Consider the following 25644-nt stretch of genomic DNA (forward strand, 5'->3'; position numbering starts at 1 on the left):
ATGAATTTGGATAAAGCAGTGACAAATAAAAATGCAGAAATGAAGGGGCAGCGAACTACTACCTTATTTAGATTATTGAAGTTAATCGCAAATACTAGTCCTTGGATGCTTATTACATCTATCATCGCCATTATTTTGTCGGCAGGGGCTAACATAATTGGATCACTATTTATTGAACGGTTAATTAATGTTTATATTATTCCTCTAACAAAACAAGCACATCCAAATTTTGGTCCACTTTGGCAAGCAATTGTGGTGATGTTTGGTTTTTATGCAATTGGTTTTATTTCTAGTTACCTGTTTGCCGTCTTAATGGCTGTTTTAGCTCAAAAGGTTCAGTATCGGGTACGTAATGAAATGTTTGAGCACATGGAAAAATTGCCAATTTCATATTTTGATGAAAATGACTATGGCGATATCATGAGTCGTTATACAAACGATATTGATACATTAATGCAAATGATCTCCCAGTCAATTCCGCAATTTATGAACTCAACTTTAAACATTGTCTTCGCTTTAGTGGCGATGTTTACTTTAAGTTGGCAGTTAACAATTTTCACTTTAGTGATGTTTGTGCTCTCACTGGGAATTGTGCGTTTCCTAACTTCTCGTTCATCGCACTACTTCCAATTGCAACAAAAAGAACTTGGGCAAGTTAACGGCTATAACGAAGAAATGCTTAATGGACTGAAAGTTATCAAGGTCTTCAGTCATGAACCAGAAGTTGAAGAAGAGTTCGAAACTTACAATCATGCTCTAGAAAATGCAGCTGGTAAAGCAAATACATACGCTACTGTCTTGTTCCCAATTATGGGTAACATGGGTAACTTACTTTATGTTTTAATTGCAGTTATTGGTGGTGCCGTTTCACTTAACCACCTCGCACCAATTTCATTGGGTGTGATTGGTGCCTTCTTGCAACTAGCAAAACAGTTCTCAATGCCAATTGCGCAAATTTCGCAACAATTAAACTCAATCGTAATGGCTTTGGCTGGTGCTAAACGAATTTTTGATTTGGAAGATGAACCGGTTGAAACTGATGATGGTGATGTAACTATCACTAAGGATCGCGACGTTAAGGGTGCATGGCACTGGAATGTTCCTCAAAAAGATGGATCTGTTAAGCAAGTAACTGTCAAAGGTCACATTGTGTTTGACAATGTTAACTTTGGCTACTCACCAAATAAACAAATTTTGTATAACATTTCTCTTGATGCAAAACCAGGAATGAAAGTTGCACTTGTTGGTGAAACTGGTGCGGGTAAAACAACTATTTCCAATATGATTAATCGGTTTTATGAGATTAATTCAGGAACAATTACCTACGATGGCATTCCAATTAGTAGAATCAAGAAGGATGATTTGCGTCATTCATTATCAATTGTTTTGCAGGAAACTCACCTGTTTACCGGAACTGTAATGGATAACATCAGATTTGGTAATATGGAAGCAAGTGATGATGATGTTTACCAAGCAGCGCATTTATCGCATGCTGATGAATTCATCCATAATCTAGATGAAGGTTATAAGACTGTAATTGATGGTAATGGTGGAGACCTTTCTCAAGGCCAAATGCAGTTACTAAGTATTGCACGAGCAATGATTGCTGATGAGCCAGTAATGATTCTGGATGAAGCAACTTCAAGTATTGATACTCAAACTGAGAAACTTGTTCAAGCCGGAATGGATAACCTGTTGGCTGGACGAACTAGTTTTGTAATTGCCCACCGGTTATCGACAATTGTTAATTCTGACTTGATTCTGGTTCTCGACCATGGTCACATTATTGAAGCTGGTAATCACCAAGAACTATTGAAAGAAAAAGGCTATTACTACGAGTTATATACTGGTAAAAAGGAAATCGAATAGTCTTAAATTAAGAAATCCTAATCTCTTATTAGAAGAGGTTGGGATTTTTTGTATGCTCATAAAAAGCGCTCAAATAAAGGAAATACCGTAAAGCAGATATTTGGCTTAGAACACTTGTTTGTGTTATCATTATACAAAGATAAAATTATAATGATAGGTTAAAAATACTATATTCAGCATTAGCATGCATGTGGTATTAATAAAAGGAAATTAGTGATGAACCAAATACTTCAAATTCTGAGCGAACGCAGGGGCGATTTGTGGGTAGCACTCTTACAGCACTTACAAATTTCGCTTGTTTCGCTATTGTTGGCGATGATAATTGCCATGCCGCTTGCTTTTTGGGCAACGAAGCACAAAAAGGCGGCGGAATTTCTCTTACAGGTGACTAGTATTTTACAAACGATTCCTTCGCTAGCTCTTTTAGGATTATTAATTCCACTTGTTGGAATTGGCACTGTTCCAGCAGTAATTGCACTTGTTGTCTACGCATTACTGCCAATTTTTCAAAACACTTATATCGGCCTAACTGGAATTGATCCGGCATTAGAAGAAGCTGCAAATGCCTTCGGCATGTCAAGGATGCAGAAGTTATGCAAGGTTGAGATACCTCTAGCTTTACCAACAATTATTTCTGGTATTCGAACTGCACTGGTGTTAATTGTTGGAACGGCGACAATGGCTGCATTAATTGGTGCAGGTGGTCTAGGTAGTTTTATTTTACTGGGAATTGATCGCAATAATACTGCTTTGATTATTATTGGTGCGGTTTGTTCAGGTGCGCTGGCAATCTGCTTGAGCGCTCTAATTAAATGGCTTGAGCATGCATCTGTGAAAAAGGCTTTAGGCGTTTTTGCAGTTTGTCTGTTTTTCCTAGCAGGGTCAGGTATTTATCAGGCTGTGGAGAATCACACGGAAACAATTACTATTGCAGGTAAACTTGGTTCAGAGCCAGAAATCTTGATTAATATGTATAAGGAATTAATTGAAGATAGCGATGCACACGTTAAAGTTGTTTTGAAGCCGAATTTTGGTAAGACTACTTTTTTATATAGCGCACTTAAAAATAATAAAATCGATATTTATCCAGAATTTACCGGAACAATCTTAGAGACTTTTGCTAAAAAGCCAATTTCAACTTCCGGGCTTGACGAACAGCAAACTTATCAAAAAGCTCGGCAATTAATGAAACAGCAAGACAAGTTAGCTTTGTTAAAGCCAATGGCGTACGACAATACATATGCGTTAGCAGTAAAGACTTCGTTTATGAACAAGCATCATCTGCATAAAATCAGCGATTTAGCACCAATTCAGTCTCAATTAAAGGGTGGAATGACCATGGAATTTATTGATCGTGGTGATGGTTTTAAAGGAATTAAAAAGCTCTATGATATTGACTTTCCTGTTAAATCAATGGAACCAGCACTACGTTACCAAGCAATTCAACAAAATAAGGTCAATATTGTTGATGCCTATTCTACTGATAGTGAGTTACGACAATACCACTTGAGCATTTTACGGGATGATAAACATAATTTTCCTATTTATCAGGGTGCGCCTTTAATGAGCATAGATTTTGCCAATAAACATCCAAAGATTGTTCAAAGCCTAAATAAGCTTGCCGGTAAGATTACTGAAAAAGAAATGCAGGAAATGAACTATGAAGTTAACGTAAAAAACGTTGATCCTGGCAAAGTTGCACACCAATATTTGGTTAAGCATCATTTGATTAAGGAGAATTAAGATGACGACAGCAATAAAATTTGAACATGTAAAAAAATCTTTTGCCGATAAGTTAGTAATTAATGACCTTAATCTCGAAATTAAGCAGGGTGAATTGTTCGTCTTAGTTGGAAATTCAGGTAGTGGTAAAACAACATCAATTAAGATGATTAACCGATTGGAAGACCCTACAACCGGACAAGTGCTGGTGAATGAGCAACCAACTACTTCATATGATTTACAGAAATTGCGTTGGAATATTGGTTATGTTTTACAACAAATTGCATTATTTCCGAATATGACCGTTGCTCAAAACATCTCGCTAATTCCAGAAATTAAGGGCGAATGTCGGCGCAAGGATAAGAAGCAGCAAAGGAAAACTGAGCAATTGTTAACCGAAGTAGGACTTGATCCTAAAAGCTATTCTTCTCGCTATCCTAGTGAATTATCTGGCGGAGAGCAACAACGAATAGGTATTTTACGTGCAATTGCTTCTCAGCCGCCAATTGTTTTAATGGACGAACCGTTTAGTGCGCTTGATCCATTATCTCGAACTAATTTACAAGACTTAGTTGTCGACCTGCATGAAAATTTACATAACACAATTGTGTTTGTCACCCATGATATGAGCGAAGCACTTAAAATAGCGGATCGAATTGGAATCATGAAAGATGGCGAGCTGCTTCAAGTGGGTGAGCCCAATGAAATCTTGCGTCATCCGGCCAATCAGTTCGTCCAAGACTTTTTCCGTGGCAGTTTGGGCAAGGATATTTACGAAACTCCTGTAAGGCAAGCAATCCTTTTCAATCGACTGGCTGAAGACCATGGACAAAAAAGCGAGCAGCTTCCAACAATTAGCGCTGACGAAAAGTTGGCTAAAGTACTCAGCCTTTTATGTAATGCAGAAAAAGTTGCAGTTCAGGATCATGATGGTAAATTTATTGGCTTTCTTGACCGGCAATGGGTAATTAAATACTTAAATGGAATAAATGATTTTAGCTAAAAGTTGGGCCAAGTACCCAGCTTTTTTAATAAAAAGATAAGTTATGTGTGAATGTTAGGTGATTGTAACAAAATTAGCTAAAATATGAATTATAGAGTCTGCTACACTATAAGTGGTAGAGATTATTCACAATAATTAATAAATAAAAAGAAGGGACAAAGCCCTATGAAAATTTTAGTAGTCGATGACGATAAAGAAATTGTTGAATTATTGAGTATTTATCTAAAGAATGAAGGTTATACTCCGGTTATAGCATATAGTGGTAAAGAAGCTATCACTAAATTAACTACTACACCTGATATTTCGTTAATGATTTTGGACGTAATGATGCCAAGTATGAGCGGAATTGATGTAATTAAAGAAGTTCGAAAGGACTCTGATATTCCAATTATTATTGTGTCAGCTAAAACCGGCGACATGGATAAAATTCAAGGCCTAATTACTGGTGCTGATGACTACGTTTCAAAGCCATTTAATCCGCTTGAAGTAATGGCTCGGGTACGTTCACTTTTACGTCGTAGTCAAAAACAAGTTAAGGATGACGAACCGGATGTTTTGGAAATCGGGCCTCTAGTTATTAACCGTGATTCACACGAAGTAAAAACAATTGATGGCAAAGATATTCAGTTAACGGCCTTGGAATTTGGCATTTTGTATTTACTTGCTAGTCACCCAAATCGTGTTTTTTCTGCCGACGAAATTTTCGAACGAGTATGGCAACAGGAATCTATTGTCTCGGCCAAGACTGTAATGGTCCACGTTTCGCATTTGCGTGACAAAATTCAAAAAGCTACTGGCGGTGAAGACGTTATCCAGACTGTCTGGGGTGTAGGTTATAAGGTTGAGGCCTAAATAAAAATGAATAAAGAACATGTCAAGTTAACAGCTACGGAAAAAAGTGAACTGTTTGCTGAAGGCGTGATTACAATTGTGCTACTCCTATTGCTCAATTTATCCATTGTTATTTTGATCAATTTAACGATTTTGCAAAATAAGAACTTAGTAAACGGTATTTATTTTTTGAAAAAAACAATCACGTTTGCTGGGGGCCGGCACCTATGGTCCTGGCAAAATACGTTTTTGGTCATGATGGGCATCGGCGATTTGATTGTCTTATATTGGCGTTTAATTAGGCGTTATCATCAAATGCAGTTGCGCCATGTTATTTCAGAGCTGCACTATATTGCTCAAGGTCATTTTGACCACACTATTTCGTTTAAAGTGAAAACCGATTTACAAAAGGTAATTGATTCAATCAATTCTTTAGTTGACAGTACTGTAAATGCAATTAATGAAGAAAGGGCAATTGAGCAATCAAAAGATGAATTAATTAGCAACGTCTCACATGATATTAGGACGCCATTAACATCAATTATCGGTTATCTCGGCTTGCTTAAATCTGGTGTAGACGATCCAGAAGAACAGCAACGCTACCTTAACATTGCGTATTCTAAAGCAGAACAAATGAAGTCACTTGCACATGATTTGCTTGAATATACAACGCTAAAATCTACTAATACTAGTTTGAACCTGACCTCCCTGCATATTTTTTCAATGCTTGAACAAGTAGCAGCTGGGTTTGAATTTGAAGCAGATGAAAAGGGGGTTGTTTTTAATATTGAAACAAGACCCAAAGACTTGACGATTCAAGCTGACCCAGAAAAATTAGTGCGTGTGTATAATAATTTGATTACTAATGCCTTGAAATATGGTACCGGTGCTACCCAAATAAACTTGATTGCCAATTTAGTTAATAACAATGAGGTTGAATTACGGGTAGAAAACAACGGTGAGCGCATTCCCAAGGACTCTTTAAAGAAAATTTTTGAGCGTTTTTATCGTATGGAAGGCTCGCGGAATACTCAAACTGGTGGAACTGGACTCGGCTTAGCTATTACCAAGAGCATAGTCGACTTGCACCATGGCAAGATTCGCTGTGAATCCGACGATAAGTGGACACGTTTTATCATTTGTTTGCCATTAGACCCAAAGAATACAAAATCTCTAGCCTAGCTGTGTTATAATTTTGACTAGATAACAAATAGAGGGGTATAGCATGAGTATTTCTTTAAATACCTGTATTTTAATATTAAAAGAACATCACTTACTTAAATCGAGCGCAGTTCAAGATACTGTTATGACAAAAATGGAATATGTGTCATACGATTCACGTGATATTAAAACCAACACCTTGTTTTTCTGCAAAGGTGCCGGTTTTAGACCAACTTATTTATCAATGGCAAAAGATAATGGTGCTAACTGTTATGTGGCTGAACAGCCATACCCAGAAGGCAAAGGGATGCACGCACTGATTGTTCGCGATGTTTCAAAGGCAATGGCATTGCTATCTGCGGCATTTTTCCGTTTTCCACAAGATGATTTGTATGTAATTGCAATTACTGGAACTAAGGGCAAGACAACAACCTCTTACTTTTTAAAGGGGATGCTAGATCAAGTTAATGGTGGACGTACTGCATTAATTTCTTCTGTTAACAATGTTGTTGGTCAAAAGCCAGAAGATACTTTTAAGTCGAGTTTAACTACGCCGGAGTCGCTTGATTTGTTCCGTGATATGCGTGAAGCAGTTGATAACGGAATGACTCATTTGGTAATGGAAGTTTCTAGTCAGGCTTATAAGCGTAACCGTGTCTTTGGCTTAACTTATGATTTAGGCTTCTTTTTGAACATTTCGCCTGATCATATTGGACCAAATGAACACCCAAACTTTGCGGATTATCTACATTGTAAGTTGCAGCTGTTGGTTAATGCGCGCAAGTGTATTATCAATGCGCAAACAGCCCACTTTGATGAAGTCTACGCAGCAGCTACAACAACAACAGATCCCGATAGTATTTACCTATTTGCTGATGAAAAGTTCACCAATCCGAGCCTAAAGCAAACAATTGACTTCCGCTTTTCTACCGAAGAACTTGATATGGCTCGTACGAAGTTTCAAGTTCTCTGTGTAAGTGACAAGGCAAAGCAGCTTAAGATAGCTGGTGATTATCAGTTGAAGATGCTTGGTGATTTTAACGAGTCCAACGGAACTGCAGCAGTTATTGGTGCAGGCTTGGCAGGTATGGAACATGATCCTGCTGCCAAAGGTATAAGCCAAGTATCTGTTCCCGGAAGAATGCAAACTGAAGTTACTAAGGATCATGGTGTGGTAGTTGTTGACTATGCTCATAATGAAGCATCAATGATGGCTTTAATGGGCTTCATGCAACGCGAATTTGATAATCCAAAAATCATAGTGGTCGTCGGTGCACCTGGTGATAAGGGCATTTCACGACGTCCGGGTTTTAGTAAGAGTTTGAATGCATATGCTGACAAGGCCTTTTTGACAACTGATGATCCAGGCTTTGAAGATCCAATGGAGATCTGCCAGGAAATTGACGCGGGAATTGATCACTCCAAAGTTGATGTCACAATTGAATTAGATCGACAAAAAGCAATTTATGATGCAATTAGTATGTCAAAAAATGGTGACGTCGTTCTAATCTGTGGTAAGGGTGAAGATGGCTTCCAAAAAGTTCGTGGAGTCAATACTCCTTATCCTTCTGACATCAATGTAGCCCAGCAAATGATTAATGAGCTGGAAGGACAGAACGAGCACTTTAAATAGTGAGAAAAGCGCAAAAATGAGAAACTTTTTTACAATTCTTGGTGGTATGGGAACAATTGCAACAGAAAGTCTTGCAAGACAACTTAACCATCGAATTAAAATCACTAAAGACCAAGACTATTTAAATTATGTTTTGGTTAATGACGCCCAAATACCTGATCGAACAGCCTATATTAAAGACCATTCTAAACCAAACTTTTTCATCAATTTGCGTGAGGATGTTTTACAACAGGCACAATTAGGTCCTGACTTCTTTATTATGCCGTGTAATACAGCACACTACTTTTATGATGACCTTGCTAGTCTAACTGATGTTCCTTTTTTGCATATGATGCGGATTGCAGTGCACCGGTTTGTTGAAGAATATCCTAATGAACAGAAAATTGGTGTAATTGCGACTGAAGGTTCAATTTATGATCATTTATATGTTGATGAAATTACGGCAGTTGGCCGTCAGGTAGAACTAGGTGGGCCTGAGATTCAGCCGATGGTTACTGAACTGATTTATACTAATATCAAGCAAAAGGGTATAGTAGACGCAGAACTATATCATAGTATTTTGCGTAAGATGCATGATGAGTACGGCTGTAACGTTATTTTGTTAGGCTGCACTGAACTTTCTTTAGCCCAAGAAAAAGCTCCTGATCATCCTTATAAGGTGATTGATCCCCAATCAATCATTGCTGATGTAGCGATTGAATTAGAATTGAAAATTCGTGCGGGGATGGATCCTAAAGAGGCAGTAAAGAAATATTTATATTAAAAAAGTTTCACTTGCAATTGTGAGTGAAACTTTTTATTTTTATATAAATGATATTTCGTTATTAGAAGGCGAAAAATATTGTAGAGGGACAAAGATGATTACAATTAACGGACTTAATGGTGTACCAAAAATTACTACAGTGTGTGATTTGCCAAAGGTATTGGCAAAAACTATAAAAAAAGAGAAATTTAATGTGTCCAATGGCGATATTATTTGTGTGGCTTCTAAAATATGCTCGTTGGCAGAAGGTAATATTGTTGAATTAAAACAAATAGTACCTTCTGCTTTAGCACAGAAAATTCAGAAACAAATTCCAAGAAAGGATTCTCGTCTAATTCAAGTGATAATTGATCAAACTGGGGATCCAACTGGCAAAAGGCTAGAAATGGATGATGGCTATATTGGGGCATGGTTACCTAATGGACTTTGCTTGACTAGTGGCGGAGTGGATAAGGGCGAAAATAATACTGCAATTACCTTACCGAAAAATTGTGATGCGTCTGCGCAAAAAATTAGCCAAACTTTTTTACAAGAATTAGGTGTTAAAGTTGGTGTGATTATCACTGATAGTGATGGAAGGAAAGATAAAAAGGGTGCAAACCAAATAGCTGTCGGATTGTATGGTCTAAAAGGTTTAAGAATTAATGAAACTGCCGGAACTGCTGAAACACTGTGTGACATGTTGGCGTCTGCTGCAGGCTTAGTAATGGGTCAACGCGGAGTTAATATTCCTTTAGCTTGCATACATGGACTGAAATATGAAGAGGATTTCCAAAGCAGTATTGAGGATACGGTTAATTAAAAAGGCCAAAATTCTTTTTGAATTTTGGCCTTTTTGCTTATAATCAGTGCGACTTATTATTTAAGTTCTTGTTCTTCTTTCACAGCTTGCTTATCAAGAGATTTAAAGAATGGGTAATATGCTAAAACAGCTAGTACTAATTCGATTGCTTGCCATACAGCAGCTTTCCAATCTCCACCAGTCATTAGAAAACCACTAATAATGGTTGGCGTTGTCCATGGAACTTGGGCAACAATCATACCAATAATGTGGAATTTCATTAAGAAGTAGGTAATGAATTGAAGAATCATAGGAGTCAGAATAAATGGAATCATTAAGGTTGGGTTCAAGACAACTGGAACACCAAACATAATAGGCTCACTAATATTAAAGATTGCAGGCATTAAACTCAAATTACGCATAGCCTTATATCTTTTACTTTTAGCAGTAAACATACAAAGTACTAAACCTAAAATAGCGCCAGTACCACCAATTGTCATACCAAAGTTTAAAAATCCTTCTGAAGTAATATTAGTAGGAGCCTGACCTTTAGCAACTGCGTTAATATTTTGAGTTAAAAATGTTAAAAATACAGGAGTATAAATACTACCAACAATATTGGTGCCGTGGATACCAACTGACCAAAGTAAGCAAACAAGAAAGATTGCTAATTCAACTCCCCAAATACTTGAAAGTCCAACAACAAGAGGACTGAAAATGGTTGTGATAACACTGTTGATGTCAATATTGCATACTACTCTAATTAGCCAAACGACTAGCAGGGCGGTTGCACCAGGAATTAATGATGAAAATGAGTTAGCAACTGCAGGTGGTACAGAGTCAGGCAAAGTAATTACCCAGTGATGTTTTATACAGAAATTCATTACTTCTACAACCAAGATGCAGATTACGATTGCTGTGAAAATACCGCCAGACCCAAGCTGTGCAGGATCTATTGCCAAATTTTTATTTAGCATTGCCATTAAAAAGGCAATGGTACCTACAGCAGTGGTAGACATTGGATCCATCTTGTTTGCTTTAGCAGCTTGATAGCTAATACCCATTGCTACTATCAATGCTAGGATACCAAATGTTACCGTAACACAAGCGTTTAAAGCTGGTGCGAAAGGCTTTATAATATTTGCCCAACCGGGAATGGGTAATTGGGCAATAATCATAAATATTGAGCCAAAAATCGTAAAAGGAATGGTAATAATCATACCATCTCTAAGAACGACCATATATTTTAAATTACCTATTTTTGCTAGCTTGGGCATTAACTTTTGCTGCACAATTGTCATTATGTTATGCATTATAAAAATCCTCCTAAAAGATTTATATTTATTAAACAAGTATGTAAAGTTAACTAACTAACCATAAATAATGTAATCCCTTTCATCGATTTTGTCAAACTAAAAAAAGACTACGTTTACGGTATAAGACGCAGTCTTTTGTCACCAAGTTCAAAAACTTCTCTCAAGAGTAATGAATAGCCACCAAGTAAAGGAGCAAATCTTGATTTTCGCGCTATTTGTAATTGAGTATTATGCTTTTTTAAAATTGGTAAATTATTTTTTATTTGGATTAATAAGCTGGGAATATTTTCTAATAGAGTAGAGTCAAGAATCACCATTTGAGGAGAAAAAGTAGCAATAAGGTTATTAAGAACAAGGGATAAACACTTAACAAATTGTAAAATAGCTTTATTTACTTGATGATTTCCTTTAAAGTATAACTTCGCTATTTGTTGGATTGACAGATTGTTCAGTCCCTCATTTTTAGAAATACTCTTTAAAACAGCTTCTTGCGAACAGTAGGTATTTGGATTAAAAGAAGCAAGGGAATCATCGTTTGACAACAAGAACTGCATTTCGCTTAAGTCTCCAGCATTATTGCCAAAGCCAGTGTAAAGATTTTCGTTAATAATGATTCCAGCATTAATATTTTCATCTATAACTACAGTAATCAAATTTTTCATTTCATTATTTGAAGAAAAATCACGCTGAAAAATTGCTGCTGCATCGGCGTTATTTGCAACAATTATTGGTATTGAATAGTTTTCCTTCAACCATGAAACTAATGAATCACTTATTAACTGCTCTTTTTTATGTACTGTTAAAGAAATACCAAGTAGTCCTTTTTCAGTATCACTTATCATAAAATCAGTAATTTTCTTTTTTAATAGGTTCTTGATGTTTGGATTTGAATTAGTAAGAGCTATTTCTTCGAAACGATTAACGTAGCCATTGGCTAGGGTAGCCATGATTTTAAGGGATTTGTTGCCTAATTCTAAATTAATAAAATATCCATAATGTGAATTAAAAGAAACAAGTAGAGGTCTTCTACCACCAACTGTAGTGCTTTCGCCCTCACCAATTTCTTTAACGTATTTTTTGTTTAATAAATCATCTAGAATACTAGAAATTGTAACTTTGTTAATTGAAAGATCTTTAGAAATTTGGCTGCGAGAAATAGGTCCGTAATTTATGACATGCTTTATGACGGAAATTTCGTTACTTTTACGCATCGCCTGCTTATTCATTACCATATTTGTTTACCCTTTTTTACTTTTATTATAAAGGTATTAGGAAGATTTGTTCAAACAAGATTTGCTGAAAGTGTTTACAATGATCTTAAATGGTATTATTCTATATGGTAAGGTATGTAAATTAAACTAACTAACCATAATAGGTGATACGGAAATGACAGTATTAACAGTAGATGTTGGACAAAAATATATAAGATATGGCTTTTTTGATAAAAATGATAATTTGACCGGTAAAGGTCAATATCAAATTTCAAATGCCTCTGCAAATACATTTTATGCCTCTTTAGCAAAAATAGTAAAAGAGAGTGGTTTTGATGTTACAGCAATTAGTATTAGTTTTCCAGGATTTATTGATGTTAAACACAATGTTGCCATTCGTGCTGGATCACTAAGAATTTTAGACGGACACAATATTGCTGAAGACTTTCATCGTTATATTGATAAGGACATAGAGATATTTATAGAAAATAATTCCAATTGTGCAGCAATAGCAGAAAAATTAAACGGAAATGCTCAAGATGTTCATGATTTTGTAGTTATGACTTTAGGAAATGGTATAGGTGGAGCAATCTACATTAATAATAAATTACTTCGTGGCATAGGATACTCAGCAGGAGAGTTTGGCATGATGGTCTGTGATTATACAGGCCATGGCTATGATAGTGAGCACTTTTTAGCTTCAACTAAGGCGTTGATTGCTGATTACTCAGAAATGAGGGGTATTCCAAATGATTTAGTGGAAGAATATCAAATTTTTTCTGAATTAGATGATCCACAAGTTAAGAAAATAGTTGATCATTGGGCTACATACGTTGCTATATGTATTTTTAATATTGTATGTACCCTTAACCCACAAAAATTTCTTATTGGTGGAAGTATTAGTCAAAATAGTGAACTAATACCACTACTTAATACTAAGTTAGCGGGAATTCCAAATTGGAGAGATTTCGAAACCATAGTAGAACCTTGTCACTTTTTTGATGATGCAAGTCTTTACGGAGCATATTGGGCCTATATAGGGAGCAAAAATAATGTTTCATAAGAAATTAGACGATTTTCCAACAGATTTTTTATGGGGAGCAAGTTCAGCCGCATATCAAATAGAAGGCGCCACTGGTGAAGATGGTAAGGGCAAATCAATTTGGGATGTATATTCACATGAAAAAGGTAATACTTATAAAGGAACTAGCGGAGATATAGCTGTAGATCATTACCATAAATATAAGGAAGATATAGCGTTAATGAAAAAGATGGGACTAAAGGCCTATCGCTTTTCAGTTTCTTGGAGTCGTATCATTCCTGATGGAGAAGGAAAGGTAAACGCAAAAGGTTTGCAATTTTACCATAGTTTAATTGACGAACTCATAAATGCAAAGATAGAGCCGGTATTAACTATGTATCATTGGGATCTTCCATTGGCTTTACAGGAAAAATATGATGGTTGGGAATCTACTGAGACCGTTGAGGCATTTAAAAACTATGCCAAACTTTTGTTTAGAGAATTCGGTACAAAAGTAAAATATTGGGTAACAATAAATGAGCAGAATGTTTTTACATCAATGGGTTATCGCTGGGGAACCCATCCACCCAAGAAACATAGTATTAAATTAATGATGTTGGCCAATCATCACATAAATGTTGCTAACGCTGAAGCTATCAAGCTTTTTCATCAAATGGTCCCTGATGGGATGATAGGACCTAGTTTTGGCTATGGCCCAACTTATGCAAAAACATCAGACCCAGAAGATGTACTTGCATCTATAAACGCTAATGATTTTAACAATAATTGGTGGCTGGATGTATATTGCACGGGTAAGTATCCATTTTTTTGCAAGAAGCAATTTGAAAAATTAGGCATTATGCCTGAAATAACGCCAAAAGAACAGAAGATTTTAGAAGATCCTGAAGCCCATCCTGATTTTCTTGGAATCAACTATTATCATGGAGGAACTTTCCAACAGAATCGAATACAAAAAGTTACCGAGTCGTCAAAACAAGAAAAATTTGATAAGACTGATCCTTATTTAATGCAGCCTGAGGAAGGTAGAGCTGATGAACCAGAGATTGCTATGTTTAATAGCGTAGAAAATTCATATGTTAATAAAACACAGTGGGGCTGGGAAAAGGATCCAACGGGTCTGAGAATCACACTTAGACAAGTATATGAAAAATATCAATTACCAATTATGATTACTGAAAATGGATTGGGAGCTCATGATGAAATAGAAAACGGCCAAATTGACGATGACTACAGAATTTCATATTTAGCTGATCATATTATTGCGATGCAAGAAGCCATTACAGATGGAGTAGATATCTTGGGCTATTGTGCCTGGTCATTCACTGATTTGTTAAGTTGGTTAAACGGATATTCTAAACGCTATGGTTTTGTATATGTTGACCAAAATAATCAAGAAAATGGAAGTCTAAAGCGTATTCCCAAGCGCAGCTTCTATTGGTATAAAAAAGTAATTAGATCAAATGGCAAAGACTTAGAAGATAAGGAATAATCATGAAATATTTAAATGGTAACTGGTTAATTCGAGATGGTTTTTCAGTTGATTATGGCAAGAGTATATACGATTATAAAATTGAAAAGAGCAAATTAACTCTTTGGCTTCCTTTTAAGGAAATAACTGATCCTGGCATGACGTTAGATGATGGCATGCTAACTGTAGAAATTACAGCTCCTCGTAAAAACATAATTGATATAAAAATTATAAATTTCAAGGGTGAAGTAGACCATGGCCCTAATTTTAAATTAAATAAAGATGTAGATTTTGAGCCAAGGATAGTAGAGCAACAAGATAAGTTTGTTTTTATATCTGATAAAACTTCTCTTGAAATAATAAGAGGGAGTCAGGTCAAATTTAACTTTTATTATGATAGTAAATTTAGAGCAGAGGTAATAGATAGATCAGTTGCTAGAATATTTGATCCTCAGGGTCATGTTCATGTATCTAATTCCTTTGTGTTACAACCGGGTGAAAAAATATATGGACTCGGTGAGCGCTTTTCAAACTTCGTTAAAAATGGACAAGAGGTTGAAATTTGGAATAGAGACGGCGGAACTGAAACAACACAATCATATAAAAATATTCCGTTGTATTTATCAAATAGAAATTACGGAATTTTTGTAGATACACCAGAAAAGGTCTCATATGAAGTTGCTTCTCAGCAGGTTGATAGAGTAGAATTTTCTGTTCCTAGTCAAGAACTTTCATATATGTTTATTGGTGGAAAAGATAATAAAGAAGTTTTAGATCACTACACCGCTCTGACAGGTAGACCTCCACTACTGCCTGCGTGGAGTTATGGCTTATGGTTAACAACGTCATTTACAACAAAGTATGATGAAAAGACTGTAATGAGTTTTATAAACGGTATGTTGGAACGTGATATTCCGCTGTCTGTTTTCCATTTTGACTGTTGCTGGATGAAACCAACTGAATGGTGTAACTTTGAGTGGGATCCGGACATCTTTCCTGATCCTGAAGGATTGCTTGATAAAATCCATAATAAAGGAATAAAAGTTTGTGTTTGGATAAATCCATATATTGCCCAAAAGTCACGTTTATTTGAGGAGGGCGCCCAAAAGGGATATTTCATCAAAAAAACTAATGGTGATGTTTGGCAATGGGATAAGTGGCAAGCCGGTATGGCTATAGTTGACTTTACGAATCCTGATGCGGTTAAGTGGTATCAAGGATATCTAAAGGAGCTATTAAATCAAGGTGTTGATGTTTTTAAGACAGATTTTGGAGAGAGAATTCCAACAAAAGATGTGCAATATTTTGATAAATCTGATCCAGAAAAAATGCATAATTACTATCCTTTGATATATAACAAGATTGTCATTGATACTATCGCTGAAGTTAAAGGACAAAAAGAAGCATTGGTATTCGCTCGTTCAGGCACAGTTGGCAGTCAATGCTATCCCGTACATTGGGGTGGTGATTCATCATCTAACTATTCTTCCATGGCCGAGACATTACGTAGTGGATTATCATTTGGAATGAGTGGCTTTGGCTACTGGTCACATGATATTTCTGGTTTTGAAGAAAATGCAACACCTGATTTATATAATCGCTGGACGCAGTTTGGATTATTAAGTTCACATTCACGCTATCATGGTTCAACCACTTATAAGGTTCCTTGGCTATATGGTGAAGAAGCAGTAGAAAACACCAAAAAATTTACAAATCTTAAGCTGAAATTATTACCTTATTTGATGGGGATGTCTTTGGAAGCCCATCTTCACGGAACTCCAATTTTACGTTCAATGGTTTTAGAATTTCCTGATGATCCAGGTACGGAAGATCTGGATATGCAATATATGTTAGGAAGTAATCTATTAGTTGCTCCTATTTTTAATGACCAGGGAGAAGCTCAGTTTTATGTTCCTGAAACTAAAGGAAAATGGATTAGTATTTTGACTGGAGAAGCTTATGAAAGTGGAAGATGGTATAAACAAAAATTCGACGAACTAACTTTACCAGTGTTAGCTCGGCCTAACTCAGTTATCATAACAGGTGAATTTGATAATGAAACGATGTATGATTTTACTGAGCATCCAACTATTAATGTTTTCGAACCAGGAGATGGAAAAATAGAAGCTCGTTTAACTGACAGTTATGGAACGGAAGTAGGTAAAGTTATAGTCATTAATGATGGCAATAATTTGTTAGTAAAGCCACAAAATCTCAAGACTTTTGATATTAGAATTTATATTGCTGGCAATAAGGTTAATGAGTATAAGGACTTAACAGGGGAAACAAAGTTATCCATCACAAAGTAAGCTAAGCCAAAAAGTACTATTTTTGAAGATACTAATTTATTAAAATTAGTACCTAATTGTGATAAAACGTGTATAATAAACAATAAAAATTAAGGAATTATAAAGATGATTAGCAAAAGATTAAATATGCACTTGAATTTAAATGTTAAAGATATTGATATAGAAGATGCACCATCTTTTGCTAGTCTTTGTGAGCCAATCAATCTTACTAGACTGTCTTACCGCATACGATAATTTTTTGTTTATCTGAATAAAAAACTAAGATCAATATGTTAATAACATATTGATCTTTTTTTCTTTATAACGAAGTTCAGTGGTGAGTTTGAACGTGTCTTACTAAAAATATCGAAACTTTAAATATACTTGCATATCAGTCTTTACGCTAAACATGTAAGGAGATTAGTTATGGAATATATAAAAATTATAAATCTACAAGTAAACAATAATGGCCAAGAACTATTCACTGCTACCAACTTAAGCATCACTCAACACCAAAAAATAGGCTTAATAGGACTTAACGGCTCTGGCAAGACTACTATGTTAAGAATAATTAATAAACAACCAAGCACAATGGACATAAAAGAAAATATAGTAAGGCTTTGTGATACATATATGGTGCCACAGCTTTTAAATCATGACAGAAAAAGTGGGGGAGAAAAGGAAAAAGAAGCTATTGCTTCTGCAATCAAAAAGGTAAATAAAAGTAAACAAGCTGTGTTATTACTTGATGAGCCGACAGCTAATTTAGATATTGTTCAACAAAAATGGTTGGTTGAGACGCTTAATAGTTTCAGTAAGCCGGTGCTAATCGTAAGCCATGACCAAGAATTTCTTAGAGAAGTTGTAAATACCGTTTGGTATATCGAAGATAATAGCGTCAATGAATTTAAAGGCACGTATGTTGAGTATCAAAAAAAGGAAGAAGATGACTTACGTCGTGAAGAAACACAATATCAATTAAAGAAAAAGAAAATTAACAACTTAAGAAAAATACAAAGGCAACTGGAGAGTAAAGGACATAGTGCGACTAAAAAGAAAAAGAATATCTCTTGGTCTGATTGGAAAATAAAGGACTCGAATAAAATTGAAAAAAAGTTGTTACACTCAAGCAAAGTTATGTCTAAAAAGATAGATCGCGAAATGAGTCAATTAAAAAAACCTGTTACGCGGCATCCAATTACATTGAATAATTTTAAAGTCTCTAACTTAGAGTTGAAGGCAAAAGACAATTTGTTAAGAATTGATGCACAAACTATTTATCGGGAAAATAGAGAGCTTTTCAAAATTGATGAAACATTAAAAATAAAGAATAAAGAGAAAATTATTTTGACTGGGGAAAACGGCTGTGGAAAAACATTCTTTTTAACTGAATTGATAAACAATTTATTAGCTGAGTGGATAAATCCTAAAGCAAAAATAGGCTTTTTTACACAAGATGTTATAAGTGAGGTTAACAACTCTAAAAAAGTCGGTGATGAAATCAAAAAAAGTACTGTTTTTGATGAAACGACTACTAGGCAGCTATTGGGCGACTTACACTTAGGTAATTGCTTGAATATGTCAGTATCAAGCCTGAGTGGGGGACAATTAGTGTGCTATAAGTTAGCTCAAATTTTGTTAGGTGAACATAATATGCTAATACTTGATGAACCAGATAACTTTTTAGATATTTCGTCTGTAACAGCATTAACTTCATTTCTAAAAAATTATCCTTTTTCCGTAATAATCGTTACGCATGATAAAAGTATCATAAACGAGTTGAATTTTCCAAAGTGGCAAATTGCTAAAGGCAAGTTACTGTTGCCAAATACAGCAAGCAAGGATACAAGCGCTGAATTAAGCTTGTTAAGATACAAGCGAGATGAAATGATGGCTGACACTTCGATTCCTATTTCCCAGATTCAAGAAATGTCTAAGCAGATAGCAGAATTAGAGAAAGAACAAAAATAGTTCCTTGCTATTAAAAAATTGATAATCAATTAAAAAGAATTTGGAATTTCCAAATTCTTTTTGCTTGATATGAAAGGATATAAGCTTAATGTAATTTGAAAAGTATTCTTAAATATGATAAATAAAAGCTGATAAATTTATTAATTAATCATGTGATACATTTTAGGAAAAGGGAGGCATGAAATTATGAGTGATTTAGAAATTGAAATATTGGACTTGGTCAAACGACAAACGCAGTTATTCATGAGAAATTATGATTTGATGGAGGCACCAACAACGAATTTTGTCGTTGAAAAAACTGATGCTGAGCGTTCGGTGATAAGTAAAAAACTCAATCAATTATATAAAAGAAAAAAGCTAATTAAAATTAACACAAGACCGGTAATTTATCTGCGTTTTGACAAAAACACATATTCTACTAATACTTACGATAGTATTAAAGACTTCAAAAATGAATATCAAGATGACCTTTGGAAAGAAATTATCGGCTGGAATGGAAGCTTAAAAGAAGTAATTGAGCAACTAAAAGCATCATTACTATATCCGCCTGCAGGTCTGCCAGCAATCATTTTTGGTGAGTCTGGGACAGGTAAAACTTTTTTAATCAAAAAATTATTTCAATACGCAAAATCATATGGTGTTTTAAATACTGATGCACAATTGATCGTTATTAACTGTGCGCAGTATGCTAATAACCCAGAATTATTGTCTAGTGTTCTTTTTGGTTACGTAAAAGGATCGTTTACTGGAGCAGACAGTGATAAGGCAGGGGCACTTGCATCAGCTAACGACGGGATTTTATTTTTAGACGAAGTACATCGATTAAGTCCAGAAGGACAAGAAAAGTTATTCACATATTTAGACACTGGGAAATATTCTCCGGTTGGTAATGACGCTAAAAAAATCGAAAGTAGAACTAGACTATACTTTGCAACAACTGAAAAAGAAAAGAACTTCTTAAATACATTTTTACGCAGAATACCAATAAAAATTAAGCTGCCTACACTTGATCAGAGAGGGACCTATGAGAAAAGAGCTTTAACGACTACATTACTAATTGAGCAAGCAAAAAGAATTAATTGTGATATCGAAATTTCAAAACAGTGTATTGGTTTGATTAATCATTGCCATTTTAAAGCTAATGTTGGGGAACTAAAGAATTTGCTTCAAAATATTGTGGCTAAAAAATATGCACAAGCTATAAGCAAGCAACGAGTTGAGATTAAGATTGGTGATTTACCAAGTAGTATTTTAAAACAGCAACGTACAACTAACTTTGCAATGACACAGGAAAAAAACAAATTAATTTTTCATCCAGACGATACGGAAAAAGATCATATTTGTATTGATGATAAAGAGTTTTTTTCAAAAATGTCATATTCGTGGCAAAGGCTAGATCAACTACAGCTAGGTAATGTTAAAAAAAGGAAACCTTATTATGAAATTGTTCAACAAGAAACTCACGAAATTCTGTATTCGCTTTATAGTACAGAACGATCAATTATTGCAGATTACACTGATGCGATAACAAGTATTTTTGATGTGGCTCAGATAGATTTTTTAAATCTTAAAAACTTATCTCTATACGATTTAGCAATCTATATTTACTATTTAATGCGAAATGAAGCAAGTATTGATTTTACTAAAGACATGAATCTTAGTTTAGTTAATAAACTCTTCAGCCCAGAAATACAGATAATTGATAAATTGGCTCCATTAATCGAAATGCATTTTGAAGTTAGCTTGAGAAAATGTGATCGCATTTGGTTGGCAATTTTGATTTCTAATAATGATTTGACGGTTTTACCACAGATACCAGCTATTTTAGTTGCACACGGTTATGCCACTGCCAGCAGTATGAGTGACACTTGTAATCACTTTTTACAAAATGCAATTTATACTCCAGTTGATTTGAAACCAGACGTTTCCAGAACTGAAATGATTAGTTATTTGAAAGACTTAATTAAAAGGATTAATCCACAAGAAGGTCTGGTCGTTCTGATGGACATGGGTGCACTGGAATCGATTATTGAACCTATCCAAAATGAGTGCGATTGTGAACTACTTGTAATTAATAATGTCAGTATGTCCATTATGCTTGAAATCGGTAACCAATTAATGTTGAAAAAAGATCTACAAACAATACAGGACAATTTACCTAAAAATACAATTGAAAGTAAGCTATGTGTTCCAAAATTATCAATTCCTGCAACAATCATAACTACATGTATGACAGGAATGGGTAGTGCACAGAGAATAAAAAACATTTTAAGCCAGAGTTTTCATGGTTTAGTGAATATGCAAGTGGAAGCATATGACTATAAGGAGCTAGTTAATTACCAAGATTCAGATTTGCTTAAGAAGAAAAATGTTGTTGCGATTGTAGGAATTGATAATCCTGATGTTGAAGGAATACCTTACTTTGGTCTTGAAGAAATAATGACTGGTGAAAAAATCAAAGACTTAGAAGCTGTTCTAAAACCATATTCTAGTCAAGATAACCTTGAGGCATGGGAAAAACAGTTAATTAAGAACTTTTCATTAGATCGAATTTTGGATTCCTTAACGATTATTTCGCCTAACAAAGTTATGAATGTTATTGGTAAGTACATTCAAGAAGTTCAGCAAGATTTAAACAAGAAAATTTCAAATCGAGTACAAATATCTTTATATGTTCATATTGCCAACATGATTGAAAGAATTATTCGAGGAAATGAGATTAAAGAATATAACGGCGATAACAAATTAATTGTTAGGGATAGCTGCTTTAGTGTTCTAAAAAAATATAATAGTGTGCTGGAAAATAGTTTTGCAATTAAAATCAATGACCCTGAAACCGCTTATATTAGGGACTTGATTGTGCATGACTAGTTTCATGCACACTAACTTGGCACACTTTTTGCTTTTAGATATTTGAAAGAAATTAAAAGCAAAAAGGGAGGATTTTATGTGAAAGATATTATTTTAGCTACTCATGGCAATTTGAGCTATGAATTTAAAAAAACGGCTGAGCTAATTGTTGGGCCAATTAAAAATGTTAACTGCTTTGGGATGACTAAAGATAAATCATCGATTAAAGCTAAAGAAGAAATTGAAGCGATGATTAACTCTGTTGATGAGTCGAATTTAATTGTATTAACAGACTTGTTTGGTGGAAGTGCAACTAATATTTTTATGGAGCTCTTGTTGCAGGGACATCATTTTACTTTGCTTTCAGGGCTTAATTTGCCAATGCTTTTAACATTACTGACTACAGATTCAGCTGACTTAAGTACAAGTGATCTTGTCAATCAATTAAAAAATGCAGGGATAGCAGGAATAGTTGATGTTGGTGAAAAAGTAAGAGAAGGGGTTGAGAATAATGCTTAAATTAGTAAGAGTTGACGAGCGCTTGCTACATGGACAAGTTGCAATCGGTTGGACTTCTAATTCAGGAGCTAATACGATTTTGGTAGCAAACGATGAAGCACAGAAAGATAAGGTTAAGGCAATGGCTTTAAACTTGGCCAAGCCTGCAGGAGTAACTTTATATATTCGTAGTGTTGCTGAATCTGGACCAATCGTTGAAAAATTTGCTTCTGCTAAAAAGGCACAGGTGTTGGTTTTAGTCAGAAATATTCAGGATGCCTTACAATTAATAAAAAATTCAAATGGAACAATTAAAGAATTAAATGTGGGTGGCTTGAAATTTGAAGAAGGTAAAAAGAAACTAAATGATTATGTAGCAGTTTCTGATCAAGATATTGAGGACCTAAAAGAAATTCAGAAATTGGGCGTTGAACTAGATTTTAGAATGCTACCTCGAGATAAGAAACTAGATCTCGATGATTTACTTAAGGAGTGATGACTAATGGTACAAGCTCTATTGATTGGTTTAATTGCCGGAATAGGTATCCTAGATGAACGTGTCTTGGGTGCAACTTTATTTGGCAGACCAATTGTACTAAGTGTTTTTGTTGGACTTGCTTTAGGAGATATTAAGCAAGGTATTATTATTGGAGCCCAGCTAGAACTTATTTGGATGGGAATTGCTGGGATCGGTGTATCAACACCACCTGATTATGTTACCGGTGGTGTAATTGGAACTGCGCTAGCAATAATTTCTCATAAGGGAATTGGAATTGCTTTAACTATTGCGGTGCCAGTGGCAGTTTTAGCAGCTAACTTAGGAACTTTGGTTAGAGTAGTTAACTTATGGTTTTCCCATAAAGCAGATAAATATGCCGAGACCGCTAACTTTAGAGGAATCAATCTAATGCTATTGTCAACAACAGTTCTGTTCTTCCTCAGTGCATTTATTCCAACATTTTTAGCAATGCTATTGGGAGCATCAAAGATTAATTTGATTATTAATGCTATTCCAAAGGTGATTTTAGATGGATTAACTGTAGCAGGTAACTTACTTCCATCCGTTGGATTTGCGCTACTGCTAGATATGTTATTTTCAAAGAAACTATTTGTTTTCTTTTTCTTGGGGTTCTTATTATGTGCATATCTAAAATTAGATATCACAGGAATTGCAGTGCTTGCAATTTGTATGGCAATTATTATCGTTTTGTTTGGTAATAATGGTAAAAAGCCGAATGGCAAGGATGAAACTAAATCTGAGAAAACAGAAGACAACCTAACTGAGGGGGCGATTGATTTTGACTGACAAAAAACTAACTAAAAAAGATTTACGTTCAATTTTCTGGCGAGGATTTGCATTGCAAGGTGGATTTAACTACGAGAAAATGCAGAACATTGGTTATGCATACGCAATGGAGCCAGCAATTAAAAGGCTATATTCAAACACAAAGGATAGAGCGGCTGCATTAAAGCGTCATTTGGCTTTGTTCAATTGTACGCCTGCTATGACACCAATGATTATGGGAATTTCTTCTGCAATGGAAGAGCAATATGCAAACAATCCTTCAGCAATTGACCCAGATTCAATTAACTCTGTTAAAGCAGCTTTAATGGCTCCATTTTCTGGAATCGGGGATTCAATTCTCTTCGGCACTTTCCGTGTCATTGCAGCTGGTATTGGTGCCTCATTTGCCAAGCAAGGTAGTATTTTAGGACCAATTCTCTTCTTTGTTCTTTATAACTTACCTGCAACTCTAATAAGAATTTTTGGCTTAAAATACGGTTATAAATGGGGCGTCGAGTCTTTGGACGAAGTTCAGAAAAATGGCGTCATGGATCAAATAATGCAGATAGTTGGTATTATTGGCATGATGGTAGTAGGTGGAATGGTTGCAACTATGTTACCAGTTGTTACACCACTTAAGTTCTCAATGACTGGTGCGACAGTCAAGCTGCAAACCATTTTTGATCAAATTATGCCAAAATTATTGCCACTATTAACTACTTTGCTTGTCTTTTGCTTAATCAGAAAGAAAGTCAGTGTTTCAAAACTAACTATTGGAGTTTTGATTTTAGGTATTTTATTACACGTAATTGGAATTTTATAAGGAGATAAAATGAATTTAATTCAACAATATATTTCAAGCACACCAGATCAATTAAAGAAGATTGTCGAAGGAAGTAAAGAACTTTTTGCAAGTGTAGCAAAAAGAGATATTAAAAAGATTATCATTACTGGTTCAGGTACTAGTTATCATTCTGGATTGCAAATGCAGTCATTAATGCGTAAGCGTTCTGGCGTTGAAGTACTAGCATTTTATCCATTCATGCTTACTCCAGATTTCTTTGTCGGTGATAATTCTCACACTTTGCTTATTGGTATTTCCCAAGGTGGTAGTAGCTTTAGTACATTTGATGCAATGAAAACAGCTAAAGAAGCTGGATGTGTTATTGGCACAATGGCTGGAGAAAAAGATGCTTACATTGACCAAATTGCTGATGAAGTTTTGACAGTTAATATTGGAGAAGAAAAGGCTGGGGCTAAAACAAAGGGCTATTACTCAACTAAGCTCAATTTGCTGCTTTTAGCTGACTACATTGGTTTGGCAAATGGCAACTTAAGTCAAGATCAATTTGACCAGGACTTAAAGGATTTGAATACTACGTTAGATCAATTCCCTCATGCATACCAAAGAGCTTATGACTGGGTCGAAGAACATAAAGAAAAATTAGCGAAGATGGATAATCTACGCGTTGTTGGACCAGGCATGCTGTATGGAGATGTTTTGGAAGGTGCTTTGAAAGTATTGGAAACTTGTCGGCTCCCTGTAACTGGTTATGATTTTGATGAGTTTATTCATGGCATTTATAATGCAATGAATGAGAAGGCTACGGTTATAATTTTGGACAATGGCACTGAGCCACGTTGTGAAAAAATGATTGAAGTACTTGGTGACTGGACGAATAATTTGTATTTGGTTGACACTTCAGATAGCAACAACGGTAATCACTTTGGCTATGACGTAGATGTACCTCAAGATTTTGAAACCTTTATTTTCCCAATGTTGCTTCAAGTAATGGCATCAATTGTCCCAACTGTTTTAGGCTTTGATCCAAATTCACCAAAAGATCCTAACTTCCATATGAAATTAGGTAGTAAAAAATTTAATAATTAAGAAAAACCATACTGACCAATAATGAAATATAAAAACCCTACCGCTATTTAGCAGTAGGGTT

General features: G+C 35.2%; 20 protein-coding genes. 18 read left to right on the forward strand and 2 right to left on the reverse strand.

Features of this window, described 5'->3' with window-relative positions; all coding sequences use genetic code 11:
- The 8 genes from F5ESL0263_RS01060 to F5ESL0263_RS01095 all read left to right on the forward strand — a co-directional run bounded on the left by F5ESL0263_RS01060 (nucleotide 1) and on the right by F5ESL0263_RS01095 (nucleotide 9784).
- On the forward strand, nucleotides 1-1869 hold the full coding sequence (locus F5ESL0263_RS01060; RefSeq protein ID WP_109715077.1) for an ABC transporter ATP-binding protein: 1869 nt from the start codon (nucleotides 1-3) through the stop codon (nucleotides 1867-1869).
- Nucleotides 1870-2085: 216 nt separating this feature from the next.
- Nucleotides 2086-3612 carry an ABC transporter permease/substrate-binding protein gene (locus F5ESL0263_RS01065; RefSeq protein ID WP_122034199.1) on the forward strand — a complete coding sequence of 509 codons (1527 nt, stop codon included), beginning with the start codon at nucleotides 2086-2088 and terminating at the stop codon, nucleotides 3610-3612.
- A 1-nt stretch (nucleotide 3613) separates the two neighbouring features.
- The gene (locus F5ESL0263_RS01070) at nucleotides 3614-4594 is read left to right on the forward strand and encodes an ABC transporter ATP-binding protein (protein ID WP_122034201.1); all 981 of its coding nucleotides are present in this window, start codon (nucleotides 3614-3616) and stop codon (nucleotides 4592-4594) included.
- A 165-nt stretch (nucleotides 4595-4759) separates the two neighbouring features.
- A complete protein-coding gene (locus tag F5ESL0263_RS01075) occupies nucleotides 4760-5446 on the forward strand; it encodes a response regulator transcription factor (protein ID WP_046305986.1) in 687 nt (228 codons plus the stop codon).
- A gap of 6 nt (nucleotides 5447-5452) precedes the next feature.
- Nucleotides 5453-6607, forward strand: a complete 1155-nt coding sequence (locus F5ESL0263_RS01080; RefSeq protein ID WP_074426012.1) for a cell wall metabolism sensor histidine kinase WalK — start codon at nucleotides 5453-5455, stop codon at nucleotides 6605-6607.
- A 43-nt stretch (nucleotides 6608-6650) separates the two neighbouring features.
- Nucleotides 6651-8219 carry a UDP-N-acetylmuramoyl-L-alanyl-D-glutamate--2,6-diaminopimelate ligase gene (locus F5ESL0263_RS01085; RefSeq protein WP_122034203.1) on the forward strand — a complete coding sequence of 523 codons (1569 nt, stop codon included), beginning with the start codon at nucleotides 6651-6653 and terminating at the stop codon, nucleotides 8217-8219.
- A gap of 16 nt (nucleotides 8220-8235) precedes the next feature.
- The gene (locus F5ESL0263_RS01090; protein WP_122034205.1) at nucleotides 8236-8982 is read left to right on the forward strand and encodes an aspartate/glutamate racemase family protein; all 747 of its coding nucleotides are present in this window, start codon (nucleotides 8236-8238) and stop codon (nucleotides 8980-8982) included.
- Nucleotides 8983-9076: 94 nt separating this feature from the next.
- Nucleotides 9077-9784, forward strand: a complete 708-nt coding sequence (locus tag F5ESL0263_RS01095) for a coenzyme F420-0:L-glutamate ligase (protein ID WP_122034206.1) — start codon at nucleotides 9077-9079, stop codon at nucleotides 9782-9784.
- Nucleotides 9785-9840: 56 nt separating this feature from the next.
- Here the strand turns inward: F5ESL0263_RS01095 and F5ESL0263_RS01100 are convergent, their stop codons facing one another.
- Nucleotides 9841-11076, reverse strand: coding sequence for a PTS sugar transporter subunit IIC (locus F5ESL0263_RS01100; RefSeq protein ID WP_122034207.1), 1236 nt, complete (start codon nucleotides 11074-11076; stop codon nucleotides 9841-9843).
- Nucleotides 11077-11192: 116 nt separating this feature from the next.
- Nucleotides 11193-12311 carry an ROK family protein gene (locus F5ESL0263_RS01105; RefSeq protein ID WP_122034208.1) on the reverse strand — a complete coding sequence of 373 codons (1119 nt, stop codon included), beginning with the start codon at nucleotides 12309-12311 and terminating at the stop codon, nucleotides 11193-11195.
- 154 nt (nucleotides 12312-12465) lie between these two features.
- On the opposite strand from F5ESL0263_RS01105, the gene F5ESL0263_RS01110 reads away from it, so the two are divergent.
- From F5ESL0263_RS01110 to F5ESL0263_RS01155, 10 genes are all read left to right on the forward strand, one after another.
- A complete protein-coding gene (locus F5ESL0263_RS01110) occupies nucleotides 12466-13353 on the forward strand; it encodes an ROK family protein (protein WP_122034209.1) in 888 nt (295 codons plus the stop codon).
- A complete protein-coding gene (locus F5ESL0263_RS01115; RefSeq protein WP_122034210.1) occupies nucleotides 13343-14821 on the forward strand; it encodes a glycoside hydrolase family 1 protein in 1479 nt (492 codons plus the stop codon). The genes F5ESL0263_RS01110 and F5ESL0263_RS01115 overlap by 11 nt, the downstream gene beginning before the upstream one ends.
- 2 nt (nucleotides 14822-14823) lie before the next feature.
- Nucleotides 14824-17109 carry an alpha-xylosidase gene (gene yicI / locus F5ESL0263_RS01120; RefSeq protein WP_122034211.1) on the forward strand — a complete coding sequence of 762 codons (2286 nt, stop codon included), beginning with the start codon at nucleotides 14824-14826 and terminating at the stop codon, nucleotides 17107-17109.
- Between the two features lie 405 nt (nucleotides 17110-17514).
- Nucleotides 17515-19059, forward strand: a complete 1545-nt coding sequence (locus F5ESL0263_RS01125; protein ID WP_122034212.1) for an ATP-binding cassette domain-containing protein — start codon at nucleotides 17515-17517, stop codon at nucleotides 19057-19059.
- 186 nt (nucleotides 19060-19245) lie between these two features.
- Nucleotides 19246-21930, forward strand: coding sequence for a sigma 54-interacting transcriptional regulator (locus F5ESL0263_RS01130; RefSeq protein ID WP_122034214.1), 2685 nt, complete (start codon nucleotides 19246-19248; stop codon nucleotides 21928-21930).
- A gap of 78 nt (nucleotides 21931-22008) precedes the next feature.
- Nucleotides 22009-22428: a PTS sugar transporter subunit IIA gene (locus F5ESL0263_RS01135; protein ID WP_122034216.1), complete on the forward strand. Its 420-nt coding sequence runs from the start codon at nucleotides 22009-22011 to the stop codon at nucleotides 22426-22428.
- Complete coding sequence (locus F5ESL0263_RS01140; protein ID WP_074426004.1) at nucleotides 22421-22903, forward strand: PTS sugar transporter subunit IIB; 483 nt, start codon at nucleotides 22421-22423, stop codon at nucleotides 22901-22903. Before F5ESL0263_RS01135 ends, F5ESL0263_RS01140 begins: the two co-directional genes overlap by 8 nt.
- Before the next feature lie 6 nt (nucleotides 22904-22909).
- Nucleotides 22910-23713, forward strand: coding sequence for a PTS sugar transporter subunit IIC (locus F5ESL0263_RS01145; RefSeq protein WP_122034218.1), 804 nt, complete (start codon nucleotides 22910-22912; stop codon nucleotides 23711-23713).
- Nucleotides 23706-24515 carry a PTS system mannose/fructose/sorbose family transporter subunit IID gene (locus F5ESL0263_RS01150; RefSeq protein ID WP_074426002.1) on the forward strand — a complete coding sequence of 270 codons (810 nt, stop codon included), beginning with the start codon at nucleotides 23706-23708 and terminating at the stop codon, nucleotides 24513-24515. The genes F5ESL0263_RS01145 and F5ESL0263_RS01150 overlap by 8 nt, the downstream gene beginning before the upstream one ends.
- A 9-nt stretch (nucleotides 24516-24524) precedes the next feature.
- Nucleotides 24525-25583 (forward strand): SIS domain-containing protein, encoded by a 1059-nt coding sequence (locus tag F5ESL0263_RS01155; protein WP_122034220.1) that lies wholly within the window; start codon nucleotides 24525-24527, stop codon nucleotides 25581-25583.
- Nucleotides 25584-25644: the final 61 nt, after the last annotated feature.

Source organism: Lactobacillus sp. ESL0263 (assembly GCF_003692845.1).
In the GTDB taxonomy this organism is placed as follows: Bacteria; Bacillota; Bacilli; order Lactobacillales; family Lactobacillaceae; genus Lactobacillus; species Lactobacillus apis.

Coding starts and splice junctions, on each gene's coding strand:
- F5ESL0263_RS01060 (WP_109715077.1), top strand. CDS start 1: ATGAATTTGGATAAAGCAGTGACAAATAAAAATGCAGAAATGAAGGGG.
- F5ESL0263_RS01065 (WP_122034199.1), top strand. CDS start 2,086: ATGAACCAAATACTTCAAATTCTGAGCGAACGCAGGGGCGATTTGTGG.
- F5ESL0263_RS01070 (WP_122034201.1), top strand. CDS start 3,614: ATGACGACAGCAATAAAATTTGAACATGTAAAAAAATCTTTTGCCGAT.
- F5ESL0263_RS01075 (WP_046305986.1), top strand. CDS start 4,760: ATGAAAATTTTAGTAGTCGATGACGATAAAGAAATTGTTGAATTATTG.
- F5ESL0263_RS01080 (WP_074426012.1), top strand. CDS start 5,453: ATGAATAAAGAACATGTCAAGTTAACAGCTACGGAAAAAAGTGAACTG.
- F5ESL0263_RS01085 (WP_122034203.1), top strand. CDS start 6,651: ATGAGTATTTCTTTAAATACCTGTATTTTAATATTAAAAGAACATCAC.
- F5ESL0263_RS01090 (WP_122034205.1), top strand. CDS start 8,236: ATGAGAAACTTTTTTACAATTCTTGGTGGTATGGGAACAATTGCAACA.
- F5ESL0263_RS01095 (WP_122034206.1), top strand. CDS start 9,077: ATGATTACAATTAACGGACTTAATGGTGTACCAAAAATTACTACAGTG.
- F5ESL0263_RS01100 (WP_122034207.1), bottom strand. CDS start 11,076: ATGCATAACATAATGACAATTGTGCAGCAAAAGTTAATGCCCAAGCTA.
- F5ESL0263_RS01105 (WP_122034208.1), bottom strand. CDS start 12,311: ATGGTAATGAATAAGCAGGCGATGCGTAAAAGTAACGAAATTTCCGTC.
- F5ESL0263_RS01110 (WP_122034209.1), top strand. CDS start 12,466: ATGACAGTATTAACAGTAGATGTTGGACAAAAATATATAAGATATGGC.
- F5ESL0263_RS01115 (WP_122034210.1), top strand. CDS start 13,343: ATGTTTCATAAGAAATTAGACGATTTTCCAACAGATTTTTTATGGGGA.
- yicI (WP_122034211.1), top strand. CDS start 14,824: ATGAAATATTTAAATGGTAACTGGTTAATTCGAGATGGTTTTTCAGTT.
- F5ESL0263_RS01125 (WP_122034212.1), top strand. CDS start 17,515: ATGGAATATATAAAAATTATAAATCTACAAGTAAACAATAATGGCCAA.
- F5ESL0263_RS01130 (WP_122034214.1), top strand. CDS start 19,246: ATGAGTGATTTAGAAATTGAAATATTGGACTTGGTCAAACGACAAACG.
- F5ESL0263_RS01140 (WP_074426004.1), top strand. CDS start 22,421: ATGCTTAAATTAGTAAGAGTTGACGAGCGCTTGCTACATGGACAAGTT.
- F5ESL0263_RS01145 (WP_122034218.1), top strand. CDS start 22,910: ATGGTACAAGCTCTATTGATTGGTTTAATTGCCGGAATAGGTATCCTA.
- F5ESL0263_RS01155 (WP_122034220.1), top strand. CDS start 24,525: ATGAATTTAATTCAACAATATATTTCAAGCACACCAGATCAATTAAAG.